The sequence below is a fragment of the Pseudomonas sp. GW821-FHT02H09 genome (genome assembly GCF_059421425.1).
The window spans coordinates 135428-156446 of sequence record NZ_JBWKVA010000017.1 but is presented as its reverse complement, the minus strand read 5'-3'; the positions used below and the strand labels follow the sequence as shown (position 1 = coordinate 156446).

The following is a 21019-nucleotide window of genomic DNA, read 5'->3' as shown; positions in this document are numbered from 1 at the left end:
GCTGTGTGATCCCCCGCCGGCCAATGCAGAGATTTTGCCGCAGGCCAGACAGGGGAGCTACTTTTTCAACAGAATCGGCCAAGAGCGGCCTTTCGGCGGTCTACGGGGCAAGGCAATGACGGCTACCACTAAAGCCTTCAACTGATCTAAAGTACTGCCATGAGTACACTTATTGAATTAGCTAAATCTCTGCACTTAACTGATATTGCCATTAATGCCGTCGGCGGGTTCCTCGGCAGCGCTATACTGCTGTGGCTAGCAATGGGAAGGCAAGGTATAAGAACCTTGAGATCCAGATTCGCACGACCCACCGTTATGTTAGAGGCCCGCAAAACGCCCGAAAATATCTTTACGGGCATCGAATTGGGAGCCCCTGCGGAATGGATCAAGGAGCAACTAGGGCCTCCGAATAGGATCGCCGAAAATTGGTGGGGCTACCGATTTTCCGACTCCCTGGTTTCTCTTACATTCAACGCAAGCCATTCTCTATTAACGCTCGCGGTAGCACTCACAGATGAAACAACGACCTTCGAGTTTCCAGCAATTCATTTCGATTGCCCGCCACTGGGGAAGATGGTCCTGTCTGACCTTGAGATGGATCATCTTTCATTAGAATTCAACGAATCGACCCGACACAGTGAGCTACTCATCAGCGGCCGCGAGGGTCCGCGAGGGGCTTGGCACTACATCGCTTTCGGAGTGCTAAGTCCGCACATCCCGGGACCTCTGTTGGAAAGTGATTTTCGCTGGGACAAGGACGAAGCCGTGCTTATAAGTCCCACCGATCAAGTGAAGATCAATTGGGCTGCGGTGTCGGCAACTTCAGAAATTAGCACGTTCCCCTGGGATTTTGGTCTGAGGTTGTAATGAACTGCCCAGTCTTCCGTAGACATTGACTGTCCGCAACGGGTCCAGGCTGTGTGAAAACGCATGCACCATTTTGTAGTCTGCGTTGCTATGTAAAATCTGCCAGCGCTTGGTTAGTCAGCAGACCTGAAATTTGCGTAGGAGCGCGACTTTCGTCCCGACTCTGACTGTCAAACTTGCTCTAAAACGTTTTCACACAGCCTGGGTCGCTAGCAGCCAGGCACTATCGACTGCTTTTGGCCGATAAGCGACAGCAATCGTTTAAGTCATCGGCCTGGCTCATGCGACGTTTGCGTCTGACTTGACCCTGCGCATGCTCAACGAATTGTCGCAATCACAGAGACGGGGGATAGCGGGTTGATCGCGCTACGGGCCTGTCAGGCCTACGTAAAAGCGTTGATGCCTTGACCTACATCTCCGCAGAACATCTGAAATAGAGCCTAGTCTAGAAAAACTGTGCTCATGCTTTTTCTCTTTCTTGAGTTGAATAAATCAAATATGGTCTTGTTAGCCTCAATAAATCTTGTTTTCCATTGCTGAATGGTATTGTCGCTTGATTTGTGGACGTAAAAGTTTATCAGGCAGTTATGAAGGTAATGGAGAGACGTTAAGTATTCGTTTATTGAGTCCATCAGTTTGACGTGCTCGGCGGCTGAGTCCTGAGTCAATGAAGCCCCCCAAAAGCCAAGCTCGCTATTAACGGAAGTAAGAGATTGGGCATAGAGTTTCAGTTCGTTGTTCTTATCAACTACTTTCTCTAGGTTAGACTTTGCTTGAGAATCACTAGGCACCAACATACCAGCTTCCGGGACAAGATTGAACAGCAGGTTTGCTATTTGCACTGTGGTTGATTCGATCTGAACAAGTGTTGAAATATATAGCTTCTTTGTTGAGTATGCGTCTTCTCTAATCTTTTGTTTGTGCCACCCTATATATGTGACGACAGCAAGAATGAGAGCTACTACCGTAGCGATTCCGGAAAGGGCCTCAGCCCAGCCTGAAGGATTTAACAAACCTTTTGCTACTAGTCCGAAAAATAAACCAGTCGCGAACGAGCACGCTATCAGGATAGGTAGGATAAAACGGCGATTCGAGATAGCGGCCATGCTTCACCAAAGCTCTAGGAGTCAGATCCATTGTGGATCATCAAGTGATAGTTTGGGAGGCCTTATAGGTTTTTTGCAGGGCAGATGTGAATCGCCCCTAATTTCCTAGACGCCTTCGACTGGCTCCTTTTGGCCGTTCTCTGCCGATCATGGTCACAAAGCGTGCTGGTCAAATCCGATGCAAACGGTGGTCAGAACGAATGCAAATGACTGGTCAAGTCGAATGCAAAGGGGTGGTCAAGTGGAGTGCAATTTCGCAGGCGAACCAGAACCGCGTGATCGCTAAACCTTACGCGGTTTGACACGCGCAGTAGCCTCTGCCACCAACGGGTCATCTGGCCAGTAATGCTTTGGATAACGCCCCTTCAAATCTTTCTTTACCTCCACATAGGTACTGCGCCAGAAGTTCGCCAGATCCTGTGTCACCTGCACCGGCCGGCGTGCTGGTGATAGCAAGTGCAGCTTCAGCGTCAGACGGCCACCGGCAATGCATGGAGTGTCAGCCAACCCAAATAGCTCCTGTAACCGCACAGCCAAAATCGGTGGTACCTCGCTATAGTCCAGCTTCACCGACGTACCCGACGGCACTGTGATGTGGGTAGGCGCCATTTCTTGAAGTTGCTGCTGTAAAGGCCAGGGGAGAATGTTGCGCAGAATGGACGTCAAATCGAGCTGCCCAAAATGGCTCAGACGGCTCACATTACTCAGATAAGGTTGCAACCAGGCCTCTAAAGATCCGAGCAAAACAACGTCATTCAAATCTGGCCAAATGCTTTGTCCATCTTGTTTCAGATCCAGTTCACGTAACAACGCTACACGCGATTGCCACTGGCGAATCTCTGGTGTCCAAGGCAAAAGTTCAAGACCCTTGCGGCGTACTAATCCGACCAGAGCCTGTGTTCTCGTGGCCTCATCGAGTCCAGCCAAGGGCTCGGTGGCGAGAACCAGCTCGCCCACTTTGCGCTGACGCTCTGCGCGTAAAACGCCCTCGCGCTCATCCCAATCCAGCTGATCGACAACTCGCACTTGCTCAGCCAGAACGGAGTCAAACAACGCCGGGTCGAAGTCACTGGCCAGATAGATACGCTCTTCTCGTTGCCCTTGACGGCTGCCGAGGTCGGCGATGACCAGCCAAGGATATTTCATGAGCGCGTCAGCCTCACTGAACAAGGCAGCACGCCCGTTCGCCAGTCGATACTCTGCACCGCCCGGACGACGCTGCTGCGCTACTCGATCCGGGTAGGCGAAGGCCAACAAACAACCAAGCCAGCGCGAGTGCCCCGCGTCCGATACTGACTGAGTGGGCTGACCACGCAGATAAGTACGATACTGACGCGCAATTTGGCGTACCCGTTGCATGCCGCCCTGAACTCCGCGCTGAGCTTTTTGCTCACCCGAAACCATCATCAGGCGACTATGAAGGTCCGCACCCGCTCCGCGCAAAATATCTCGCTCACCCAGCAAGCCGGCAACATCGCAGGCCATGTCACTCAAACCTAACGAATGACCACGAAGCAATAGATGAGCAATGCGCGGATGTGCGGGCACTTCAGCCATTGCCTGACCATGGGCACTAAGACGTCCATCGGAATGCAGGGCGCCCAGCCGATGCAACAAGTCGCGTGCTTGAGAGAACGCCGCTGAAGGCGGTTGGTCGAGCCACTTTAACTGGCTGGGGGTCACACCCCAGCGAGCCAGCTGCAATGCCAGCCCGGCGAGATCAGCCTGGAGAATCTCGGCGCTGCTATAAGCAGCAAGCTGATCATGCTGATCCTCTGACCACAATCGATAACAGACCCCAGGTTCAAGTCGCCCTGCACGCCCAGCACGTTGCGTGGCACTTGCTCGGGAAATACGTTGAGTGTCCAGGCGAGTCATCCCATTGCGCGGGTCGAAACGCGGTACGCGTTCGAGCCCAGCATCAATTACAACTCTTACCCCTTCGATGGTCAGACTGGTTTCGGCGATGTTGGTGGCCAGCACTACCTTGCGCTTACCTTCAGGCGCAGGATCAATTGCAGCACGCTGAGCACTGAGGTCGAGTTCGCCGTGTAATGGGCAGAGAAGTATGTCGCTCCGCTCGCCGAGCATCTCAGCCAGCTGCTGATTGATCCTTCGAATCTCCGCTTGCCCTGGCAGGAATACGAGAATGCTGCCGCTTTGCTCTTCAATCGCATCCAGACATGCCTGGACGACTCGCGGTTCGATGAACTCACCCGCCTGAAATGGCCGTCCCCAGAGATTGGATACGGGATACATCCGGCCTTCGCTAGTGATCACCGGGGCGTCGTCGAGTAATCGAGAAAGGCGCTCACCTTCCAGTGTTGCTGACATCACCAGCACCTTCAGGGGTGGCTCATCTCGCAGCAATTCACGACCATTGAGAGTGAGCGCCAAAGCGAGATCCGCATCAAGATTTCGCGAGTGGAACTCGTCAAAAATGACCAACCCTACTCCTTCAAGAGCGGGGTCTTCCTGAAGTCGACGAGCCAAAATGCCTTCGGTCACTACCTCGATGCGAGTACGTGGACCAACGCGGTTTTCCAGGCGAATTCGATATCCGACAGTCTCTCCGACTTTCTCCCCCAACTCACTGGCCAACCTCTCCGCAGCGGCACGAGCTGCCAGTCTGCGAGGTTCAAGCATCAGAATGGTCTGATCACCCAGCCATTGTTCCCGGAGCATTGCCAATGGAACGCGGGTGGTTTTACCGGCACCGGGCGGTGCCTGCAAAACGACCTCGTTGCGATCCTTCAACGCTTGAAGAAGTGCCGGCAGAGCGGCATCGATTGGCAAAGATTTCATGGTGACTCCTAGGCAGACTGAGCAGTATAACGGTGGAGAGAGTTCGACCGATCTAGAAAGTACGAACCACCAAACCAACACTGACGTTCAATTGGCATAGAAGGAACTGAGATGCCATCCTTCAAGAAATTGGTCCTGCAGAACTTTAAGAAATTCGATGCGCTTGCCCTAGACTTTGATCCAGGCACCGTTTTGATTGGGGATAACGAGATAGGAAAAAGCAGTGTGCTGCTCGCGCTTGATCTGAACTTGAGTGCAAGCCGCGGCCGTGTCAAAGCCATTAGACGAACGCCGTAAGGTGTTCGATCTGGCTTCAAGGAAGCCGAATGGACAGGTCAATTTCGCATAGTGCGCACCTTTTCGGGGAAAACCCAACGTCTTCATGGCTCTGGATCTCTTAATGTCCGTCGCTAAGTCAATCGCCAAACGAATCCAAAACATGCCTAGGGGGCGTCCTTTCCTCGGTAGTCTGTTCGCGCAATCTGGCAGTCGCACATCTGTAAATAAAGCGCTCTCCAGACTTGTTCAGGCCGGCGCCCTTGAGCGTGTAGTTCGTGGTGTCTACATGCGGCCTAAGACGAGCAAGTACTCAGGCAAGGTGCGCGCTAGTCCTCTGGCGGTGATGAGATTGATGACTAAGGCAAACGGAGAGACGGTTCAGATACACGGCGCTGAAGCTGTTCGCTTGTTTGGGCTGAGTACACAGATGCAGGCGTTGCACATTTTTTACACCAGCGGCACTACACGCCAAATCCACGTTGGTAATGCCATGTTTCGTTTACAACACGCGTCAAGGGATCGCTTTCAGCACGCAGAAACCAAGGTAGGCCTAGCTCTTACGGCTCTCCACTACATCGGCAAGGAAGCTTTGTCTTTGAAGGTAGCGTCACATATTCAAAAAGCGCTTAGCGAAGACGAATTTAAAACGCTCCGGGCTTGCCAAATGCCAGACTGGATGAGAACTGCGTTGGCTCTTGTGAGCATTTGAAGGGTGGCACATGGCTCATTACGCGATTGCGTGGGGGACCATTCTGCAATTTGTTGCGATCCTTACCGGGCGAGACCAGAACCGCGCTGACCGTCTGCTTTTGGCGAAAACCGACGGGTCGTAATGCCTGGAGGACCAAGCTTTCAATCTGTAACGGCTCGATTATCTCGGGCGTACTGTTGCTGCTGTAGGATGTCGAAGCGAATGCAACAATTCGGAAATAACCGCGACAGCGTCTTGTTCATTTTATTGCACTTATCGAGATCGACTCATGCCTTCAAGCAGAGCGATAGACCGATAGCATCGGGTGCAATATCCGAATATATCCTCACAGCTATAATTTATAGCTAGATGGATATAACCGGTATAAACCGCGACACGCCCCAAGGCGCTTTCAAAAATCCTCACTACTAAATAAATCTTGCCAGGCCCCCCAGCCGGCGCCGGACGTACACGCTTACCGGCAAAGACGTCGTTTCGACCACCACCGCGTTGACCCCGTGAACCTCTATCGACTACAGCTCAAGGCGAAGAGCGGACTTGCGATGTCGGGCTGGCAAAGTGGAGACTTGAGGCTCTTCCGAGCCGAAAAGCCTGTGCAGTGGCACCCGAGCAGGCCGTCGCCTAGGTGCGCTGCTTACGCTTACTGCCTAGCTAGGTATTAAGTAAAGAATTATTGTCCTTAACGCTGCTTTAAGCTCTTAGAGGAAAGGTTTCTTTCCTTTCTGCCGGCATTTAAAGGGGGTTAGAACGAAGCAGTCGTGCCTCCGTGGCCACGAAACGTAGCCCTTTTAGGTTTTTTACCGGCAGGAACCGGCCATTTTCCGGTCAGTTGTGAAAGACATAAGCTCACCTATGTGATTGGGAGCCGTGCCATATCCTCATCAGGCTGGACCTCCTCTCCCAAGGGCTTGAAGAACGCGACGAACTTGTTTCGCACCAATCTCAGTTTCGCAGAGCATAATCGGTGCAGTCCCACCGAGCGCATTATTTGGTGTTGACATCCAATGTGTGGCAGTCACTTGTGTCTCAAATATCTCCTCGGCCAAGTGACTGACAGTAGCAATTCTGTCCAAACGCTCAGAGGCGACAGGATCTAGGTTCTTTTGCTCTCGACGCCGTCTTTCAAGCGTCGAAATTGATGCATTCAATAGCGTTTCCAGGTGGTGGTCTTGAAGGTCGAAGGCCAATCGAAACGCATGGATGAGTTCAGCGGGAAACCCCACTTTTATTTGGTGCAGCCTCTCCGAATCCTTCAGCGACTCTCGATGGGCGCTGAATCGCCAAAAGGCAGCGATCTCAGCCTCCCGAGTTGATTTTTTCTTTTTTACCGGCCGTCTAGCCTCACTTGAAGTGTCCATCAACACTCCCTCCAAATGAATTTTTTCTCTCAAATGAAATATGGCTTTTTTTCTCAACGAGGAACTGACATTGAGCAATAAACAGCTCCGAAAGGGGAACGGGTAGCCGAGCACGCATCAAAGCACGCGCAGTCGAACTCAGCTAATGCTCTCAGGAAATTCGTTTTCGTCACCATAATAGCCCTCTCCTTTCGCACGCTCATTCTTCCAGTACTGGATAAGCTCGTCGATGCTTTCACTGTCATGGGATTCGAGTTCCCAAAAATCGGATTGTCGCCAATCATCGAACGCTTGCTCTTGGAGTGTGGTTGCAACCTCCTGATAGGCCATGTGAGGATCAATCAACTCCTCGTGACCCTGGCCGCCATTCAGCCATTCGTTAGAACTGTAGTCATTGGGCAGATTACAAAAGCGCCACCATCCGCGGTATGTCTCGACAGATCGACGAACGCAATCGGCACGAAAATCCATCTCGTCCTTTTCTGACCAGATACCCTTTTCAATCTCGGAGTAGCGTTCTGCGTCGCGATCCAGGAAAAACATTTCGTGCATTTGAGAATCATGTTTCGCCCAATCATAAAACTCGCAGCCGATGCCTGACTGCCCCCAGCGCAAAACCGTGCGTATCACCGCAGCCTTCGCCGAGCCAAACACCCATTCATATTCGTATAAAAAGCTCAGATTATTGGAGATTTTTCCCTCACAGGCGAAGGCAAATTTATCCCGATGCTTACGCCAAAACTCATCCAACTGATCGAGCGTTCTCAAGCGGACAAAAAACGTTCCGTCTTCAAGCAACATGCGCTCCGGCAATTCGATGTAGATGGGCAAACGTGATGACTTCGTTTTCATACCCGCTCAGTAAAAAATCAGAATTAGATGTCGAATTATACTGTTCACAGTATAGAACAAAACAGCTTTGACCGGCCTTATCGTTCCTTTTGCGAGAAGCACTCATGCGATTGGAACTCAAGCGGGCCATTGGTACCGCCATCAAGTCATATCGACTTAAGAGGGATATTCCTCAGGAAAGCTTAGGTCCAAGCCAGCCATACATAAGCAGCATCGAATCAGCAAAAGGCAGTGCGTCGATAGATAAAATCGAGCAGATGGCAGATATTCTCGGGGTTCATCCCATGAGCATAATCTTCGCTGGCTACCTCACATCAAACGAGGATGCCAACAAGGACCAGTTGTTTGAAAGGATTCGAATCGAGTTAGCAGAAATAGGGATCTAACTGATCTCCTCTATCCGGAGCCGCTGAAAATCAAGGTTGGGCCCGCGGACAGCGCCCGCCACAGAACCGGTCGGTTTCGGCCGGTCATGTCCACGACGCTTTGGGTGGGCGCCCGCTTAATCAAAGGTGTGTTGGGTGGAGGCTTACACCAAACCAACCATATCGCTCAGATCATCGACAGGGGCAGGCGCGTGCCGGCCAAGGTATCACTGAACGTGGTAGGTCGAAATGAGCGTTGCCCGTGTGGTTCTAGTCTGAAGTTTAAGAAATGCCATGGCACTTAGAGCACCCGGCAATCAATCTGATTCACTTAAAGGATAGACGCCGACTCGTCAGCGCCTGTAGCTCGCGGGCGAAGAGAACGACAGGGCATGTCATGCTGTCACATCCGGATGGGTACGCTCAAAACCCATCGTTCGTGTTGTTGAGTGCGTCGAAAATCCGGCGACTAATGTCCGAAGCCAAAGCGTCGATGGTGTTCATCGCTTCATACACCTGCTCGGGCTTCAGCGTTATCGGCTCATCATCAATCGTCTTTCCATTTCGATGAACAATGTCATGTCGCACCTTGCAAATGGGGGCAATGCTCGATACGTCCAGATCTTTCATGCGGTCACCCATCAAAGCGACCAGTACCGTCTTGATGGTGGCAGGGTTGTGAAATGTAATTTCGGAAAGGGCTTTCAGAATCACACCTTCCACGCCCCGGGGGTGCTCAGCGATCTCCACCAGCGGAATTTTCTTGCCTTTCAGAATGCTTTCTATCTGCCTGACAATGTTGAGTAGGAACGCTTTGTCCCTCAGAACCAATGCCTGCACAGAAGTACTGATCATGCTCTCCAGCAATGTGACGGTATGCGCATACACAAGCTTGCAGGTCGTCTGGACATGAGGGCCACTCACACTGGCCCTTAGCAGGACATGAGCTCTATCAAGTTCAGAACTAAACTCGATGTATTGCTCGTGGAACGACTGCCGCTGGAGCCACCTGTACTCTGCTTCCTGTTCGAACGCATCGTTCATGTCCGAGTATTCTTGGGCAAGTGCCTCGTAGGCCTCGGACTCTTCATCAGGCTCTTCACCTCCAAAGCGCCCCCGAGCCCATTCAAGAAACCGCTCCTGCTCAACCTCGAAGAAGTGCTGCTTCATTTTGCTCATAAGGCGAATCCCTGGGACATAGTCCAAAAAAAGCAGCAGTCTCGCTCCAGCCTCATCATGTTGGTGGCCTCCTATAACGTTACAACCAGATCGTAAGCCATTTGATTGTCGATCATCACGCAGTGTTAGAAGCCGTCCTGAATCAGCCTCCGACGTAGGATGTTTGAGAGATTTTTGATGTAGCCGCTCTCGGCTTCAAGAAATTGCTGGTAGCTGGATTGTCTACGAAAGGCGCGCAAGATGGGCCTTGGAATCTGCCTGGATCCGTACGCCGAACTGTGGGAGCGACCTTGCCCATCAGAACGCGACTGGTCGAGTACTCACGTTCGACTGGCAATGCCTTGCCAGTGAAAAGGGCAGCGAGCCTTCAATACCAATTCGTTACTTAAGGCCTTGGGCACGTCGATGTTGCTGGGGGCGTTCGGTAAGGGCTCTGGCCTTGGGCAACCGCCCTTTGCAAATGACTGCCGCTTTACCGGCATAAGTCGTCAGCGCTCCCTGCGCTCGTTCCTAACGTCAACGACCATCGGAAGCACTGGCAGCGGGTGGGCACAGTTGGCTCGATCACATTGATGCAGTACCTGCTATTTGCCCAACGGTTTATTGCAGCGAACTCCCTGCTCTAGCACAATTGGCGGTATGACATCCCTACCCAACCCATGAATACATAACCTCGGAGCAGCTTCCGCGATGGTCGAGTGGGTATTCCCCTTTGGTCTGGCTTACGCTTAGCCTCGGGGTATCTGACAGCCAAGAGGCACCATGTTTTACACGGACGACTTTATGTATGACGTGATGGGGTTTGAGGAACTCCCTAACACGTTGTATCACTACACTTCGGTAGAAACCTTGGGGCTCATATTAGCTAATCAGACCCTCCGTTTCGGCCGGCTCGATGGCGTGAACGATCCCGAGGAGGCTACGTCACAAGATTTACCCTTTGCCTCTCAACTGGTTTTCACATCATCCTGGACGGCTCAATCCAGAGAGTCGCTGCCGATGTGGAGTATGTACACCGACTTGGCAGGCGTGCGGATCTCACTCCCCAATAATCCGTTTAGGGGGCGTGATGTGCCTCTCGTGTACGAAAAGGGAGGAGCCATGCAGACATTTGAGGGGCAGGTTTCTCTCACACGAGAAGATGGCGGCTGGAAAACTAGCTCATCGATGGTCTTCGGCCCGAATAAAATCTATTACACAGATGATCATTCGTACCGAAATGGATCGTGTTTGCTATCCGACCGGGGAGCTTGGTCGGTTCAGTTACATGACTTGGGAATGGTAAAAAATACCTATTGGGCCTATGAAGATGAGTGGCGATTCAAGATTATTGCGGCCCCGTTCGAGGTTCAGCTGGAAGAGCCCAGCCCCCTATCACACCCAATTTATGATGTTGTGAGGTTCCCTGTACGTGAAAAGTGGCTTGATGTGCCGCTAGACCCAACGTGCTTAAGTCAGATTGAAGTATTGCTAGGGCCCAAGGTCAACGAGCCGCAACGGCAGCTGGTTGAGGCTTTACTCGCCGCGCACGCTCCCCACGGCAGCTTGTCGCGAAGCAAAATTAACATGCGTTAATATGCCTGATGGCTCCGTGGAGTGAATAGCCGCCCTTGGTCGTCTTCGTGAACCGCCTCGCTATGTTGCTGCTCTGCGGGCTGCGTACTGGCGTGATCAACCGGCGTAAGTTTGAAGGAAGAGCATTCAGGCGATCGTTTGACACCCCAAGATGTATTGGCGGACGTTTACTGGTTAAGGCCTGTTGACCGGGCTTTATCGCTGGTGTGTAGTCGATGGCCTACTACTCGCTTTTTACTAGGACTCCACCGTCGACCAAAGACACCAGCCCCACCTCGGTGGTCACCCCCAGAAACTCGTAAATCGCCCGTACCTTGCCCACAAAAACTTCGTCTGCGCTGAGCAGGATGTGAGCGCGGGATCCGATTGCCGCATGGGCAGCATCGCTGATAGCGGCGACATGTCTGGGCTCACGCTTGAGCTTGCTGTCGGTCTTGTAGCCAATGACGTTTAGCAGGTTGTAAATGGCCGTAACTTTTTCGTGCACGTGCATGTCTCGGCTGTACAGAGGGGTGGCGGCGATGCCGAGGAAGTTTTCGATCGAGTAGCCCTGATCGCGGTAGCCATCAAGGTTCTGGTAGGCCTGCCATATTTTCTCAATGACGCGGGGAGGCTTTATGTTGTTGAGTTCCTTCGGGCCCATTCCAACCGATGCCCGGTAATTTTTCACTCCCGATTGACCTGTCTCATCGCTGATGTGTTTCGTCATCTCGGCGGCGGCCATCGCAGAGGCTTGTTCGTACTGGAACTGTAGGGTTTGGAGGTATTGCTCGATGGGCGCGCGCAGATGAGGATGGGTATGGTCGAGTTGGGCAAGAGGGGCAAGAGGGGCAGACAGACTTTTGATGAGGCCATCAAACGCGTCGATCTGCTCAGAGGCTATTTCGGTGAAAGTCGAGTCGCTGCGCCCCCCGTAGAGCTTGAGCGTGGTTTGATGGGCTGCCGCCAACATGATGTCGTACACCGGCTCCGCCTGGAGATAATTGCCATAGGCTTGGACGGGAGGAACCTCATGGAGGATCATCTCCCCGGTAGGCTCGAAGCTATCGTTGACCTGGTACCTGAAGTGCATGGCGTTCAGGGAGTCGAGGGCTGCCAGGAATCTATCAGGCCGGCCGCTGCGTTTGATCTCACGGAGCGTCTCGTCCGAGTAGATGACCTGAAATCGGTCAAATAGCGATATGAAGAATGCAGGGTCGTGGCCTTTGACAGCCATCGTCAGTACGTTTTGATCTATATAAACGGTTGTCTTGCCCGCATAGGGTGGCAGATTAGGGCTTGCATTCATTCTCATGGTCTCAGAGGTTGCGCAGGAGATGAGTACCCATGCAGGTTTTTTTGAAGTGTTATGAAGGTGATGAAAAAAATGGCCTCCTGATCCTAAGGGGCCGACGAAATACGGCAAGAAAAAGCTGTACCTGTGATGGGCATGCTGCATGCCTGGATGATCGCCCAGCGTGACCTCGTGCCCGAAGGTTCGGCGATCAGCAGAGCGTTGGATTACAGCCTCAACGCTGGGCAGCGCTGTCGCGCTACCTTGACGACGGGGTCATACCCATTGATAACAACTGGTGCGAGAACCAGATCCGACCGTGGGCTCTTGGACGCAAGAACTGGCTCTTCGCAGGGTCGTTACGCAGCGGCAAGCGGGCGTCGGCGATCATGAGTTTAATCCAGTCTGCACGGCTCAACGGGCATGATCCGTATGCTATTTGAAAGACGTCCTCACACGCCTGCCGACACAGCAGGCGAGTGAAATCGATCAGTTGCTGCCGCATAAGGCAACCGGTCTAATCACGCAAGGCGTGATGCCCAGACGCATACAACGCTATTGAAGTAGACTCACTGTGTCTTGCTGGAACGTTTTGGACCCGGCGGGACCAGCACGATGAAACTGTGTGTGGCCTTGGGCGCTAGTGCATGGCGAGAGTGGACCGCTGTCTCTTTCGGCGCTTTCAGCTCGATCTCGATCTCGGAAATATCCAACGACCTGAGTTTGTCGGTGAGCTTGGTCTTATTTTTGGGAAAGTCGAGGTGCTCCACATTCAAGGGGGTCGGCCGAAAGTGCTGAATCAGGCAGGCCTCAAATATCTCGACCGTTTCCTCGAAGGTCCAGTTGCTGTCGTCCAGTTTGCCCGGTCGGTATAACAGCAGGGATACAGCGAGCTCACTGTCCTTGGCATGCAAGCGAGCCAACAGGTCCTGCAGTTTTTCGTGACCGTCGCCCAATCGTTTCTGTGCGGTTCTTGTACTGGTAGCAGCAATACCGATGTACTCGATATTCAGAGGGATGAGCGGAAGCATGGTCAGCTTACGGCCAATCATGAATGAGAGGTCGCATCTGAGCCTTTCGCTCTTTGCTCCAGGCAGGCCCAGCTCGAATCCATCAAAGTCCCTGCCCAGCTTTGCCGCGCGTACATATTCAAGCGGGCATAAAGGCGAGAGGAAATTTACTGTATGAGACGTGTGCACGTCAGGTTCCAGTTTCATGCTGATCTGCGCACGGAAGCTTCCTGGCGTGGTCGCGCCGACGTTGCTCTGCGATACGATGAAGCGCGTGTGGGTGACGATCATGTAGGCGTGAAACCCCGTGAAGTCACCTTCCAGAATAACCTGCTGGTCTTCTACCTGGCACACCTTCACCCCTTCGCCCAGAGGGGTAAATAGCTTGCTGTCCAGCAGTTTTATGTTGTGAGGCTGCACGACTGTGGCAGGGCCCGAGGTCAAAACAAGACGCATGCGTTGTCCTTATTCGCTGAAGGTGTCTAATACGCAAAGCGTAACAGGCCACAAGGGGTTGTGGAGTTCCTGACTTACGCAAGGTGAGTTGGGCAGACGCTTACATTCTTAGTGCTGGAGTTCGGAGGGTGTGTTTGCCGGCCCCTTACGAATTACCCAGCTGGGATGTGGCTCGATATGAGCTTAAAAAAATTAAAAACCGCTAGATTGCGTACGTGACTCCCGCGGCCCCAGGGCGAAACAGATGCAACTTACGCAAATGCCGGGATGCACCAATCCTCAATCGCTATCTTCCCGTTTCGCTGGTACTAGGTGGATCGATGGATTATTCGCGCGCTCAAATACCATCCAGACGGAAACTTGAAGTGGATGCAAGCATTTGGAGAGCTGCACTACGACTAAGCCAACGCCTAATTAATGCTCTGTTCCCTCCGCGCCTCACCTTAGCAAACAAGATCTATCAGCCAATGCATCATTTCTCTCCTCGCGATCCCGCTCCGTGTGCAAATGTGTGTGCGCTGAAAACGCTTGCATTGAAGTAGGAGAGGTGAAGGAGCTCAAAGCTGGGATTTTTGACAAAAAACCATCAATTTTTGGTGTAAATGGCAAAACGTGGAATTCGTCAAAGATCAGCAATCCGACGCCATCCAGCGCCGGATCATCTTGCAAACGTCGGGTGAGAATCCCCTCGGTGACCACTTCGATGCGGGTGTTCGGCCCTACTTTGCTGTCGAGGCGAATGCGATAGCCCACGGTTTCACCGACCTTTTCCCCCAGCTCACTGGCCAGCCTCTCGGCTGCGGCCCGTGCAGCGAGTCGACGCGGTTCAAGCATCAAGATGGTTTGGCCGGCCAACCATGGCTCATTCAATAAAGCCAAGGGCACGCGGGTGGTTTTACCAGCGCCGGGCGGTGCTTCGAGCACGGCTTCGTGGCGTGTCGCCAAGGCTTCACGCAGCGCAGGTAAAACTTCATCAATCGGCAAAGAAATCATGCTGGCTCCAAAACAGAGGCACGAGTATAACGGCGAACTGCCTGGCGTTAATCACGGTCTGAACTGATACCAGCGACGCTCTTTCATCGTTTCGTTTCGAATTTGATCAGGAGATTCACATGCGTATTCCCTCCCGTATTGTTGGCGGCGTTCTGCTCGCCACCCTGTTGACCCAAATGACCGCTTGCGGCTCGATCTTCTTCCCGGATCGTCGTGGCCAGATCGAAGGCAAAATCGACCCGGTGGTAGCCGCCCTCGACGCTGTAGGCCTGTTGTTCTATATCATTCCGGGGCTGATCGCTTTCGGCGTGGACTTCGCCACCGGCGCCATTTACCTGGAACCGGGCAAGACCGTCCAGATCGCCCCGGAAAAACTCCGGCAAGCCATCGATGCTGACGGCAAGGTCGATAACCGCAAGTTGCAGGCTATTCTCGAAAGTGAACTGGGCCGCAGCTTTGCGCTGGATGATCCGCGTCTGATTCAATACAAAGGCAGCGTCCAGCAACTGGCCATGTACGGTCCGCAACCCGCCGCTTGATCGCGTGTATTCGAAGGAACGCAAACGCCTATGACCAGTAACCCGGAACACGCTCGCCTGTTGCGTCTGGCGACACGCGCCTCGCTGGCGGTGGCGAGCATTCTGATCGTGACCAAGGCCATTGCCTGGTGGTTGAGTGGATCGGTCAGCCTGCTGGCCGGCCTGACCGACTCGCTGCTCGACGGCGCGGCATCGTTCCTCAATCTCCTGGCCGTGCATTACGCGCTACGCCCGGCGGATGATGACCATCGTTACGGGCATGGCAAAGCCGAGTCGCTGTCGGGTATGGCGCAGGCGTTGTTTATTGCGGTGAGTGCGGTATTGATTGCCGTGCAAGCGATCGAACGCCTGAAACACCCCGAGCCACTGGGAGCCCCCTGGATCGGTATCGGCGTGATGCTCTTGTCGCTGGCACTGACGGTCGCCCTGCTGATGCTGCAACATCGGGTGATCCGCGAAACCGGCTCGACTGCGGTACGCGCTGACTCACTGCATTACCGTTCCGATCTGCTGCTCAATGCCAGCATCCTGGTAGCGCTGGTACTGGCCAGTTTCGGCTGGGAACAACTGGATGCCTGGTTTGGTCTGGCAATCGCCCTGTACATCCTCTGGAGCGCGGTGCAAATCGCTCGGGAGAGTGTGGCGGTGCTGATGGACGAAGAACTGCCGCCAGACGTCAGCCAGCACATGCTTGAGCTGGCCTGCAGCGTACCGGGCGTACTGGGTGCCCATGACCTGCGCACACGCATTTCCGGCAGCCACTGGTTCGTGCAATTGCATCTGGAGTTGCCGGGGGAGCTGACGTTATCCGTCGCTCACGGCATCAGCGATCGCGCTGCCGAGGCGATCAACGCCGCTTACCCACGGGCCGAGGTGCTGGTGCACGCCGACCCGCAAGAAGTGGTGACAGGCGCGAAGGCCTGAGTGCTTCGACCTAATAGGCAACCTGATAACCGCGACTGCTCAAGCAGTCGCCTTGCGCTTGACGGTAGGCTTGCACCACCGCAGGCGCCGGTTGGTAGGTGACGGCCGCGGGATCGAAGCCGCTTTGCTCAACCGCCCAGCGATAGCAATCGTAGCGATCCTGATCGACCTGCTCAGGCGTTTGTCCATTGGCCGGGTAAGCGACCACGTCATAGCCGTTACTGGCGAGTTGTGGTTGAGGTGGATCGACCACTACGTACTGCTGGGTGCTCTCTTCATACGTGTAATACGCGCCGGCCGCGAGGAAGAACAGTGCGCCGCCGATCCACACTTCCTGCGCGAAGTCGGGCAGGTAACTCACGCGGATGCCATGAGGAGGCCTTACCACCACATAACGCACCCCATGTGGGCGATACCAGTAACCGCCAGAGAAGAAGTAATCCTCGCCGCGATATGGCACGCGGAATTCACGATCAGGGAACCGATCGGTCTCGAAGCCAGGCCGATACTGCGGGCCTGGGCCCCAACCGTTGCCGTGCCCCTCCGGACGACCCGGCCAACGATGGTCATTATGGCGGTCGAAATCACCACGCATACCGGCACCACCGACCTGCCAGTTCTGATCGCGATCGTTACGCCGAGGAACGTCCTGATAGTAGCCACGCTGTGGCTCCTGGGTCTGGCGGACGGTATCCGGTCGGCTTTGAATCGGCAGGTTGATGCTCGGCTGCGGCGCCGGCCAACCCTGCCCGTTCGGATCATGCTGCGGACGGTTTTGCCACTGGCCGCCCTGCCCCTGATTCTGGCCGTTGTGTTCGAACTGACGGCTGTTGTCGCCGCGAATAATCTCATTCTGCAGGCGAGGCTGATTGTTTTCTGGTCGCGCTTGATTGATTTGTGGACGTGGCTGATTGATTTCCGGGCGCGGTTGAACGATTTGTGGACGTGGCTGATTCATTTCCGGGCGCGGTTGAACGATTTGTGGACGCGGCTGATTCATTTCCGGGCGCGGTTGATTATTTTCCGGACGCCCTTCAGGGCCATGCTCATGTTGTCCCCCGTCATTTTGACCATTATGTTGGCGAGGTTGCAGCGGATCATCTCGCGCCTCTGCCAGCAATTGCGCGCTGACACTCATGCAAAGCAATCCAACACCTGCCACACGCCAGATGCGCGACTTCATGCTATTCCTCACTGCGGTTCAGGACCTACTCATAAGACTGAAAAAGCGTAGGCCGGTTCTGCAACAGGTTATCAGTCACGAGACTTATTTCGCAGGCAATAAAAAAGGGAAACCCGTCGGCCTCCCCTTGAGAACTTCGTCCGTGCTCGACGCTTATGACGCCGGCTCACCTCACTCCGTCTTCTGGACAGTGTGTAGCCCGGGGGCCGACTCAACCCTGTGGGATTGGCGACCGCAGCTGGCCTGATTCGGCGAGCCGCACTGGACTGTTTGTCCGGGCAGTGATTCTGGTAATAAGAATAGGCTCAAGGCGCCGGCAGAGGATTGCGAAGATTGCTCAAATAAACATGGCTTGCGCAATTTTTAACTAAGGATAGATAATTAGCCGCAATAGTTACGACAAAGGCCTGATCCATGAGCAAACTAGACCGATACGACCTGAGCATTTTGGCGGAATTGCAGCGTGACGCCCGCATCTCCAATCAGGAGCTCGCCGAACGCATCGGCCTGTCACCGTCGCCCTGCTCACGACGGGTCAAGCAGCTGGAAGACGACGGTTATATTTCGCGCCAGGTCGCCTTGCTCGATCGCAAGATGCTTGGGTTGAGCCTGACTGCTTACGTACTGATCGGCATGGACCGCCACACGCCTGAGCGCTTCGAGAACTTCGAAGCGGCGATTCGCAGTCTGCCACAAGTGCTCGAATGCAGCCTGGTGACCGGAATGGACGCCGACTATCAGCTCAAAGTGGTGGTGCCGGACATGGATCACTATCAGAAGCTGCTGCTCGGCCACCTGACCCGCATCGAAGGCGTGACCAGCGTGAGGTCGAGTTTTGTGCTGAATCAGGTGCTCAACAGCACCGAGTTGCCGTTGACTCACCTTCGCAGCTGAACGCAGAAGAAGACCCGTAGCAGTTGGCGTAGCCTACGTTCGGCTGCGAAGCAGTCGCAATCCAGACAACTCGATCGTTGCTGGATAACGCGGTATGGCCTTTCACGACTGCTGCGAAGCCGAACGCAGCCTGCCGGCAGCTGCTACAGCCGACACAGGTCAATGCACCGGCAATCACCCTTGGCGTATACTCTCCTGGCCTTTTTTGCCCTGCCTGCGCTGGAGAGTTTCGATGGATCCTGCAGTATTCGAAGAGTGGATGATGACCGGTCTGGTGACCATCCTGATCATTTTCATGGGCTTCATCGTCTGGGATCTGGCGAAAAAATCCAAGGCAGGCAAGTTCGGTACTTTTATTCTGTTCTTTGTACTGGGCCTGGGCATTCTCGCGTTCATCATCAAAAGCGTTGTCATCGCTTATATCGAGAATGGCTCCTCATAGGCTGGCAGGCACTTCCCGCCACTGACCCTGATCAAGCCCTTCAATCGTCCAGTCGCCGATTCGCACGCGCACCAGACGCAGCGTCGGCAGACCCACCGCGGCCGTCATGCGTCGCACCTGTCGATTGCGCCCTTCGCGAATCACCAGTTCCAGCCAACTGGTTGGCACGCTTTTGCGGAACCGCACCGGCGGATTGCGCGGCCACAGCTGCGGCTCTTCAAGTTGCCGCGCCTCGGCGGGCAAAGTCATGCCGTCATTCAACTCGACGCCGTCGCGCAAACGCTGCAATTGCTCAGCGTTTGGCTCCCCCTCCACCTGAACCCAATACGTCTTGGCCAACTTGTGTTTTGGGTCAGATATCCGTGCCTGTAGCTGGCCGTCGTTGGTCAGCAGCAGCAAGCCTTCGCTGTCACGGTCGAGTCGACCCGCCGGGTAAATACCGGGAATGTCGATAAAATCCTTGAGCGTCGCCCGCCCTTCGCCGTCGCTGAACTGGGTCAGCACGTCGAACGGTTTATTGAACACAATCAGCTTCGGCTCGGCCGGCGGCGCTTTGGCGACACGGCGTGGTGCCAGGGAGGATTGCAAGTTATTCGCACCAGGGCGGCGGGAAGCGGGACGAGTTGGACGAGACATGGCAAAAAGAACATCTAACGGTCAGGACTGGCAATGCTAGTGCCCTGACCGTCAAATGACCATCGCAACGATCAGCGGAACGGCGGTTCGTCGAAACTACGCAGCTTGCGTGAGTGCAGCGAATTGAGCTCGGTGCGCAGCAGATCCACCGCAGCAATGCCGATCTTCAAATGCTGGCTGACCGCACGTTCGTAGAACGCGTTGGCCGAACCCGGCAGTTTGATTTCGCTGTGCAACGGCTTGTCCGAAACACACAGCAAGGTGCCGTAAGGCACTCGCAGGCGATAACCCTGGGCAGCGATGGTGCCGCTTTCCATGTCCACCGCCACGGCTCGCGACAGGTTGATCAGCGGGCGCTCCTGAGCCCAACGCAGTTCCCAGTTACGGTCGTCATAGGTCAACACAGTGCCAGTACGCAGGCGTTTTTTCAGATCCTCGCCCTTCTCGCCGGTGATGTTGGCTGCTGCTTGCTGAAGCGCCAACTGCACCTCGGCCAGGGCCGGGATTGGAATATTCGGCGGCACGACCCGGTCAAGAATCCCGTCGCGACGCATATAGGCGTGAGCCAGCACGTAGTCGCCAATGGTCTGCGACTGACGCAAGCCGCCGCAGTGGCCAATCATCAGCCAGCAGTGCGGACGCAGCACGGCCAAATGGTCGGTAATGTTTTTCGCGTTGGATGGGCCGACACCGATATTCACCAGGGTCACGCCATGACCGTCACTGGCTTGCAGGTGATAGGCCGGCATTTGGTAGCGATGCCAGACCACTCCAGCGGCAATCGCCGAGGCTTCGCCGTGATCCATGCTTTTTTCGATGATGACGTTACCCGGCAACACCATGCGCACGAAGCGCGGATCAGTGCGCAATTGCTCCAGGCCGTGAAGAATGAACTGGTCGACGTAACGGTGGTAGTTGGTCAGCAAGATCCACGGCTGGACATGCCGCCAGTCACTGCCGGTGTAGTGCACCAAACGACGAAGCGAGAAGTCGACCCGCGCCGCGTCGAACAACGCCAACGGCAGCGGATCGGTGTTTTCCCAATCGTACAGGCCATCGGCGATACCGTCGCTGGCGGCCGACAAATCGGTACTCGGGAACACCCGCGCCAGCGCCGCAGCGGTGACACCGGAACCGCCGAGCTCATCGCCCTGCTCAACCACGTACGGATAAGGAATGTTCTGCTCGCTGACACCCACTTCCACCGTCACGGTGAAGTCGTGCATCAGCGGCACCAGTTGCTCCAGCAGATAGTTACGAAAAGCTGCCGGGTGGGTCACGGTCACGCTGTAGGTGCCTGGCAACTGGACTTTGGCGTAAGCCCGAGTGGTCTGCGGGACTTCGCCCTGGCAGAGGTAGGTCAAGCGCAATTCGGGGTAACGAAACAAGGCGCGCTGCTCGGCATCGGGCTCGACCCGATCCTTCAGATAGCGTTTGAGGGCCTGGCTCAGTGCGGTGGTGGCACGCTCGTGCAGAGCGGCAAGCCGATCCACGGCCTGCTCGGCGGTTTGAACGACAATAAAGGCTTCGGTCACGATAAGCATCCTGTGTTCTGACTTGCAGGCCTTCAT

The 21019-nt window shown here is 54.5% G+C and carries 22 protein-coding genes and 2 pseudogenes; 13 read left to right on the top strand and 11 right to left on the bottom strand.

Translation table 11 applies throughout. The features are described 5' to 3' along the window. Positions 1–159: 159 nt before the first annotated feature. Positions 160–867 carry a hypothetical protein gene (locus AC07VR_RS22090; protein ID WP_495012517.1) on the top strand — a complete coding sequence of 236 codons (708 nt, stop codon included), beginning with the start codon at positions 160–162 and terminating at the stop codon, positions 865–867. Positions 868–1167: 300 nt separating this feature from the next. Beyond that, a pseudogene (locus tag AC07VR_RS22085) lies at positions 1168–1275 on the top strand (lysis protein); the annotation flags it as partial. A gap of 32 nt (positions 1276–1307) precedes the next feature. Here the strand turns inward: AC07VR_RS22085 and AC07VR_RS22080 are convergent. After that, positions 1308–1973: a hypothetical protein gene (locus tag AC07VR_RS22080; RefSeq protein WP_495012516.1), complete on the bottom strand. Its 666-nt coding sequence runs from the start codon at positions 1971–1973 to the stop codon at positions 1308–1310. Between the two features lie 282 nt (positions 1974–2255). Then, complete coding sequence (hrpB, locus tag AC07VR_RS22075) at positions 2256–4778, bottom strand: ATP-dependent helicase HrpB (protein ID WP_495012518.1); 2523 nt, start codon at positions 4776–4778, stop codon at positions 2256–2258. 111 nt (positions 4779–4889) lie between these two features. Between hrpB and AC07VR_RS22070 the strand changes: the two genes are divergently transcribed. Next, on the top strand, positions 4890–5075 hold the full coding sequence (locus AC07VR_RS22070) for an AAA family ATPase (RefSeq protein ID WP_495012515.1): 186 nt from the start codon (positions 4890–4892) through the stop codon (positions 5073–5075). 103 nt (positions 5076–5178) lie between these two features. Beyond that, on the top strand, positions 5179–5766 hold the full coding sequence (locus AC07VR_RS22065; RefSeq protein WP_495012514.1) for a DUF6088 family protein: 588 nt from the start codon (positions 5179–5181) through the stop codon (positions 5764–5766). 884 nt (positions 5767–6650) lie between these two features. Here the strand turns inward: AC07VR_RS22065 and AC07VR_RS22060 are convergent. Then, positions 6651–7127, bottom strand: a complete 477-nt coding sequence (locus AC07VR_RS22060; RefSeq protein WP_495012513.1) for an Xre family toxin-antitoxin system antitoxin — start codon at positions 7125–7127, stop codon at positions 6651–6653. Positions 7128–7265: 138 nt separating this feature from the next. Further along, positions 7266–7979: a hypothetical protein gene (locus AC07VR_RS22055; RefSeq protein ID WP_495012512.1), complete on the bottom strand. Its 714-nt coding sequence runs from the start codon at positions 7977–7979 to the stop codon at positions 7266–7268. 104 nt (positions 7980–8083) lie between these two features. Here AC07VR_RS22055 and AC07VR_RS22050 point away from each other — a divergent pair, with 104 nt between their 5' ends. Beyond that, entirely contained in the window at positions 8084–8365 is a 282-nt protein-coding gene (locus AC07VR_RS22050) for a helix-turn-helix domain-containing protein (protein ID WP_495012511.1), read from the top strand. A gap of 86 nt (positions 8366–8451) precedes the next feature. Next, a complete protein-coding gene (locus tag AC07VR_RS22045) occupies positions 8452–8649 on the top strand; it encodes an SEC-C metal-binding domain-containing protein (RefSeq protein WP_495012510.1) in 198 nt (65 codons plus the stop codon). A 118-nt stretch (positions 8650–8767) separates the two neighbouring features. Here AC07VR_RS22045 and AC07VR_RS22040 read toward each other — a convergent pair whose 3' ends face one another. Further along, a complete protein-coding gene (locus AC07VR_RS22040) occupies positions 8768–9523 on the bottom strand; it encodes a hypothetical protein (protein ID WP_495012509.1) in 756 nt (251 codons plus the stop codon). Positions 9524–10285: 762 nt separating this feature from the next. Between AC07VR_RS22040 and AC07VR_RS22035 the strand changes: the two genes are divergently transcribed. Next, entirely contained in the window at positions 10286–11098 is an 813-nt protein-coding gene (locus AC07VR_RS22035; protein ID WP_495012508.1) for a hypothetical protein, read from the top strand. 223 nt (positions 11099–11321) lie between these two features. Here AC07VR_RS22035 and AC07VR_RS22030 read toward each other — a convergent pair whose 3' ends face one another. Beyond that, positions 11322–12386, bottom strand: a complete 1065-nt coding sequence (locus tag AC07VR_RS22030; RefSeq protein WP_495012507.1) for a hypothetical protein — start codon at positions 12384–12386, stop codon at positions 11322–11324. Positions 12387–12521: 135 nt separating this feature from the next. Between AC07VR_RS22030 and AC07VR_RS22025 the strand changes: the two are divergent. Together AC07VR_RS22025 and AC07VR_RS22020 are read left to right on the top strand one after the other, a co-directional pair. Further along, positions 12522–12814, top strand: a pseudogene (locus tag AC07VR_RS22025) (IS66 family transposase). Beyond that, positions 12811–12933 carry a hypothetical protein gene (locus AC07VR_RS22020; RefSeq protein ID WP_495012506.1) on the top strand — a complete coding sequence of 41 codons (123 nt, stop codon included), beginning with the start codon at positions 12811–12813 and terminating at the stop codon, positions 12931–12933. The pseudogene AC07VR_RS22025 and the gene AC07VR_RS22020 overlap by 4 nt, the downstream one beginning before the upstream one ends. A gap of 7 nt (positions 12934–12940) precedes the next feature. On the opposite strand, the gene AC07VR_RS22015 is transcribed toward AC07VR_RS22020, so the two are convergent. Together AC07VR_RS22015 and AC07VR_RS22010 are read right to left on the bottom strand one after the other, a co-directional pair. Further along, entirely contained in the window at positions 12941–13837 is an 897-nt protein-coding gene (locus tag AC07VR_RS22015; RefSeq protein WP_495012505.1) for a hypothetical protein, read from the bottom strand. 438 nt (positions 13838–14275) lie between these two features. After that, a complete protein-coding gene (locus AC07VR_RS22010; protein ID WP_495012504.1) occupies positions 14276–14830 on the bottom strand; it encodes a DEAD/DEAH box helicase in 555 nt (184 codons plus the stop codon). 119 nt (positions 14831–14949) lie between these two features. Between AC07VR_RS22010 and pmcY the strand changes: the two genes are divergently transcribed. Continuing rightward, complete coding sequence (gene pmcY / locus AC07VR_RS22005; RefSeq protein WP_495012503.1) at positions 14950–15369, top strand: periplasmic Zn2+ metallochaperone PmcY; 420 nt, start codon at positions 14950–14952, stop codon at positions 15367–15369. 30 nt (positions 15370–15399) lie between these two features. Next, complete coding sequence (locus tag AC07VR_RS22000) at positions 15400–16293, top strand: cation diffusion facilitator family transporter (protein ID WP_494995051.1); 894 nt, start codon at positions 15400–15402, stop codon at positions 16291–16293. Between the two features lie 10 nt (positions 16294–16303). Here the strand turns inward: AC07VR_RS22000 and AC07VR_RS21995 are convergent, their stop codons facing one another. Beyond that, entirely contained in the window at positions 16304–17476 is a 1173-nt protein-coding gene (locus AC07VR_RS21995) for a DUF6515 family protein (RefSeq protein ID WP_495012502.1), read from the bottom strand. A 414-nt stretch (positions 17477–17890) separates the two neighbouring features. Between AC07VR_RS21995 and AC07VR_RS21990 the strand changes: the two genes are divergently transcribed. Together AC07VR_RS21990 and AC07VR_RS21985 are read left to right on the top strand one after the other, a co-directional pair. Then, positions 17891–18370, top strand: a complete 480-nt coding sequence (locus AC07VR_RS21990; RefSeq protein WP_040071220.1) for an Lrp/AsnC family transcriptional regulator — start codon at positions 17891–17893, stop codon at positions 18368–18370. A 232-nt stretch (positions 18371–18602) separates the two neighbouring features. After that, positions 18603–18812, top strand: a complete 210-nt coding sequence (locus tag AC07VR_RS21985) for a DUF2788 domain-containing protein (RefSeq protein ID WP_494995049.1) — start codon at positions 18603–18605, stop codon at positions 18810–18812. Here the strand turns inward: AC07VR_RS21985 and AC07VR_RS21980 are convergent. Next, complete coding sequence (locus tag AC07VR_RS21980; protein WP_495012501.1) at positions 18807–19448, bottom strand: pseudouridine synthase; 642 nt, start codon at positions 19446–19448, stop codon at positions 18807–18809. The two genes, AC07VR_RS21985 and AC07VR_RS21980, sit on opposite strands and share 6 nt — an antisense overlap. 71 nt (positions 19449–19519) lie before the next feature. After that, the gene (gene amn, locus AC07VR_RS21975; RefSeq protein ID WP_494995047.1) at positions 19520–21019 is read right to left on the bottom strand and encodes an AMP nucleosidase; all 1500 of its coding nucleotides are present in this window, start codon (positions 21017–21019) and stop codon (positions 19520–19522) included.

What these genes read in the sequence shown, in the direction of transcription:
- AC07VR_RS22055 (WP_495012512.1), bottom strand. Translation starts at nt 7,979, where the DNA reads ATGAAAACGAAGTCATCACGTTTGCCCATCTACATCGAATTGCCGGAG.
- AC07VR_RS21980 (WP_495012501.1), bottom strand. Translation starts at nt 19,448, where the DNA reads ATGTCTCGTCCAACTCGTCCCGCTTCCCGCCGCCCTGGTGCGAATAAC.
- AC07VR_RS22080 (WP_495012516.1), bottom strand. Translation starts at nt 1,973, where the DNA reads ATGGCCGCTATCTCGAATCGCCGTTTTATCCTACCTATCCTGATAGCG.
- AC07VR_RS22060 (WP_495012513.1), bottom strand. Translation starts at nt 7,127, where the DNA reads ATGGACACTTCAAGTGAGGCTAGACGGCCGGTAAAAAAGAAAAAATCA.
- AC07VR_RS21985 (WP_494995049.1), top strand. Translation starts at nt 18,603, where the DNA reads ATGGATCCTGCAGTATTCGAAGAGTGGATGATGACCGGTCTGGTGACC.
- AC07VR_RS22065 (WP_495012514.1), top strand. Translation starts at nt 5,179, where the DNA reads ATGTCCGTCGCTAAGTCAATCGCCAAACGAATCCAAAACATGCCTAGG.
- AC07VR_RS22050 (WP_495012511.1), top strand. Translation starts at nt 8,084, where the DNA reads ATGCGATTGGAACTCAAGCGGGCCATTGGTACCGCCATCAAGTCATAT.
- AC07VR_RS21995 (WP_495012502.1), bottom strand. Translation starts at nt 17,476, where the DNA reads ATGAAGTCGCGCATCTGGCGTGTGGCAGGTGTTGGATTGCTTTGCATG.
- hrpB (WP_495012518.1), bottom strand. Translation starts at nt 4,778, where the DNA reads ATGAAATCTTTGCCAATCGATGCCGCTCTGCCGGCACTTCTTCAAGCG.
- AC07VR_RS22090 (WP_495012517.1), top strand. Translation starts at nt 160, where the DNA reads ATGAGTACACTTATTGAATTAGCTAAATCTCTGCACTTAACTGATATT.
- pmcY (WP_495012503.1), top strand. Translation starts at nt 14,950, where the DNA reads ATGCGTATTCCCTCCCGTATTGTTGGCGGCGTTCTGCTCGCCACCCTG.
- AC07VR_RS22015 (WP_495012505.1), bottom strand. Translation starts at nt 13,837, where the DNA reads ATGCGTCTTGTTTTGACCTCGGGCCCTGCCACAGTCGTGCAGCCTCAC.
- AC07VR_RS22040 (WP_495012509.1), bottom strand. Translation starts at nt 9,523, where the DNA reads ATGAGCAAAATGAAGCAGCACTTCTTCGAGGTTGAGCAGGAGCGGTTT.
- AC07VR_RS21990 (WP_040071220.1), top strand. Translation starts at nt 17,891, where the DNA reads ATGAGCAAACTAGACCGATACGACCTGAGCATTTTGGCGGAATTGCAG.
- AC07VR_RS22030 (WP_495012507.1), bottom strand. Translation starts at nt 12,386, where the DNA reads ATGAATGCAAGCCCTAATCTGCCACCCTATGCGGGCAAGACAACCGTT.
- AC07VR_RS22045 (WP_495012510.1), top strand. Translation starts at nt 8,452, where the DNA reads ATGTCCACGACGCTTTGGGTGGGCGCCCGCTTAATCAAAGGTGTGTTG.
- AC07VR_RS22010 (WP_495012504.1), bottom strand. Translation starts at nt 14,830, where the DNA reads ATGATTTCTTTGCCGATTGATGAAGTTTTACCTGCGCTGCGTGAAGCC.
- AC07VR_RS22070 (WP_495012515.1), top strand. Translation starts at nt 4,890, where the DNA reads ATGCCATCCTTCAAGAAATTGGTCCTGCAGAACTTTAAGAAATTCGAT.
- AC07VR_RS22035 (WP_495012508.1), top strand. Translation starts at nt 10,286, where the DNA reads ATGTTTTACACGGACGACTTTATGTATGACGTGATGGGGTTTGAGGAA.
- amn (WP_494995047.1), bottom strand. Translation starts at nt 21,019, where the DNA reads ATGAAGGCCTGCAAGTCAGAACACAGGATGCTTATCGTGACCGAAGCC.
- AC07VR_RS22000 (WP_494995051.1), top strand. Translation starts at nt 15,400, where the DNA reads ATGACCAGTAACCCGGAACACGCTCGCCTGTTGCGTCTGGCGACACGC.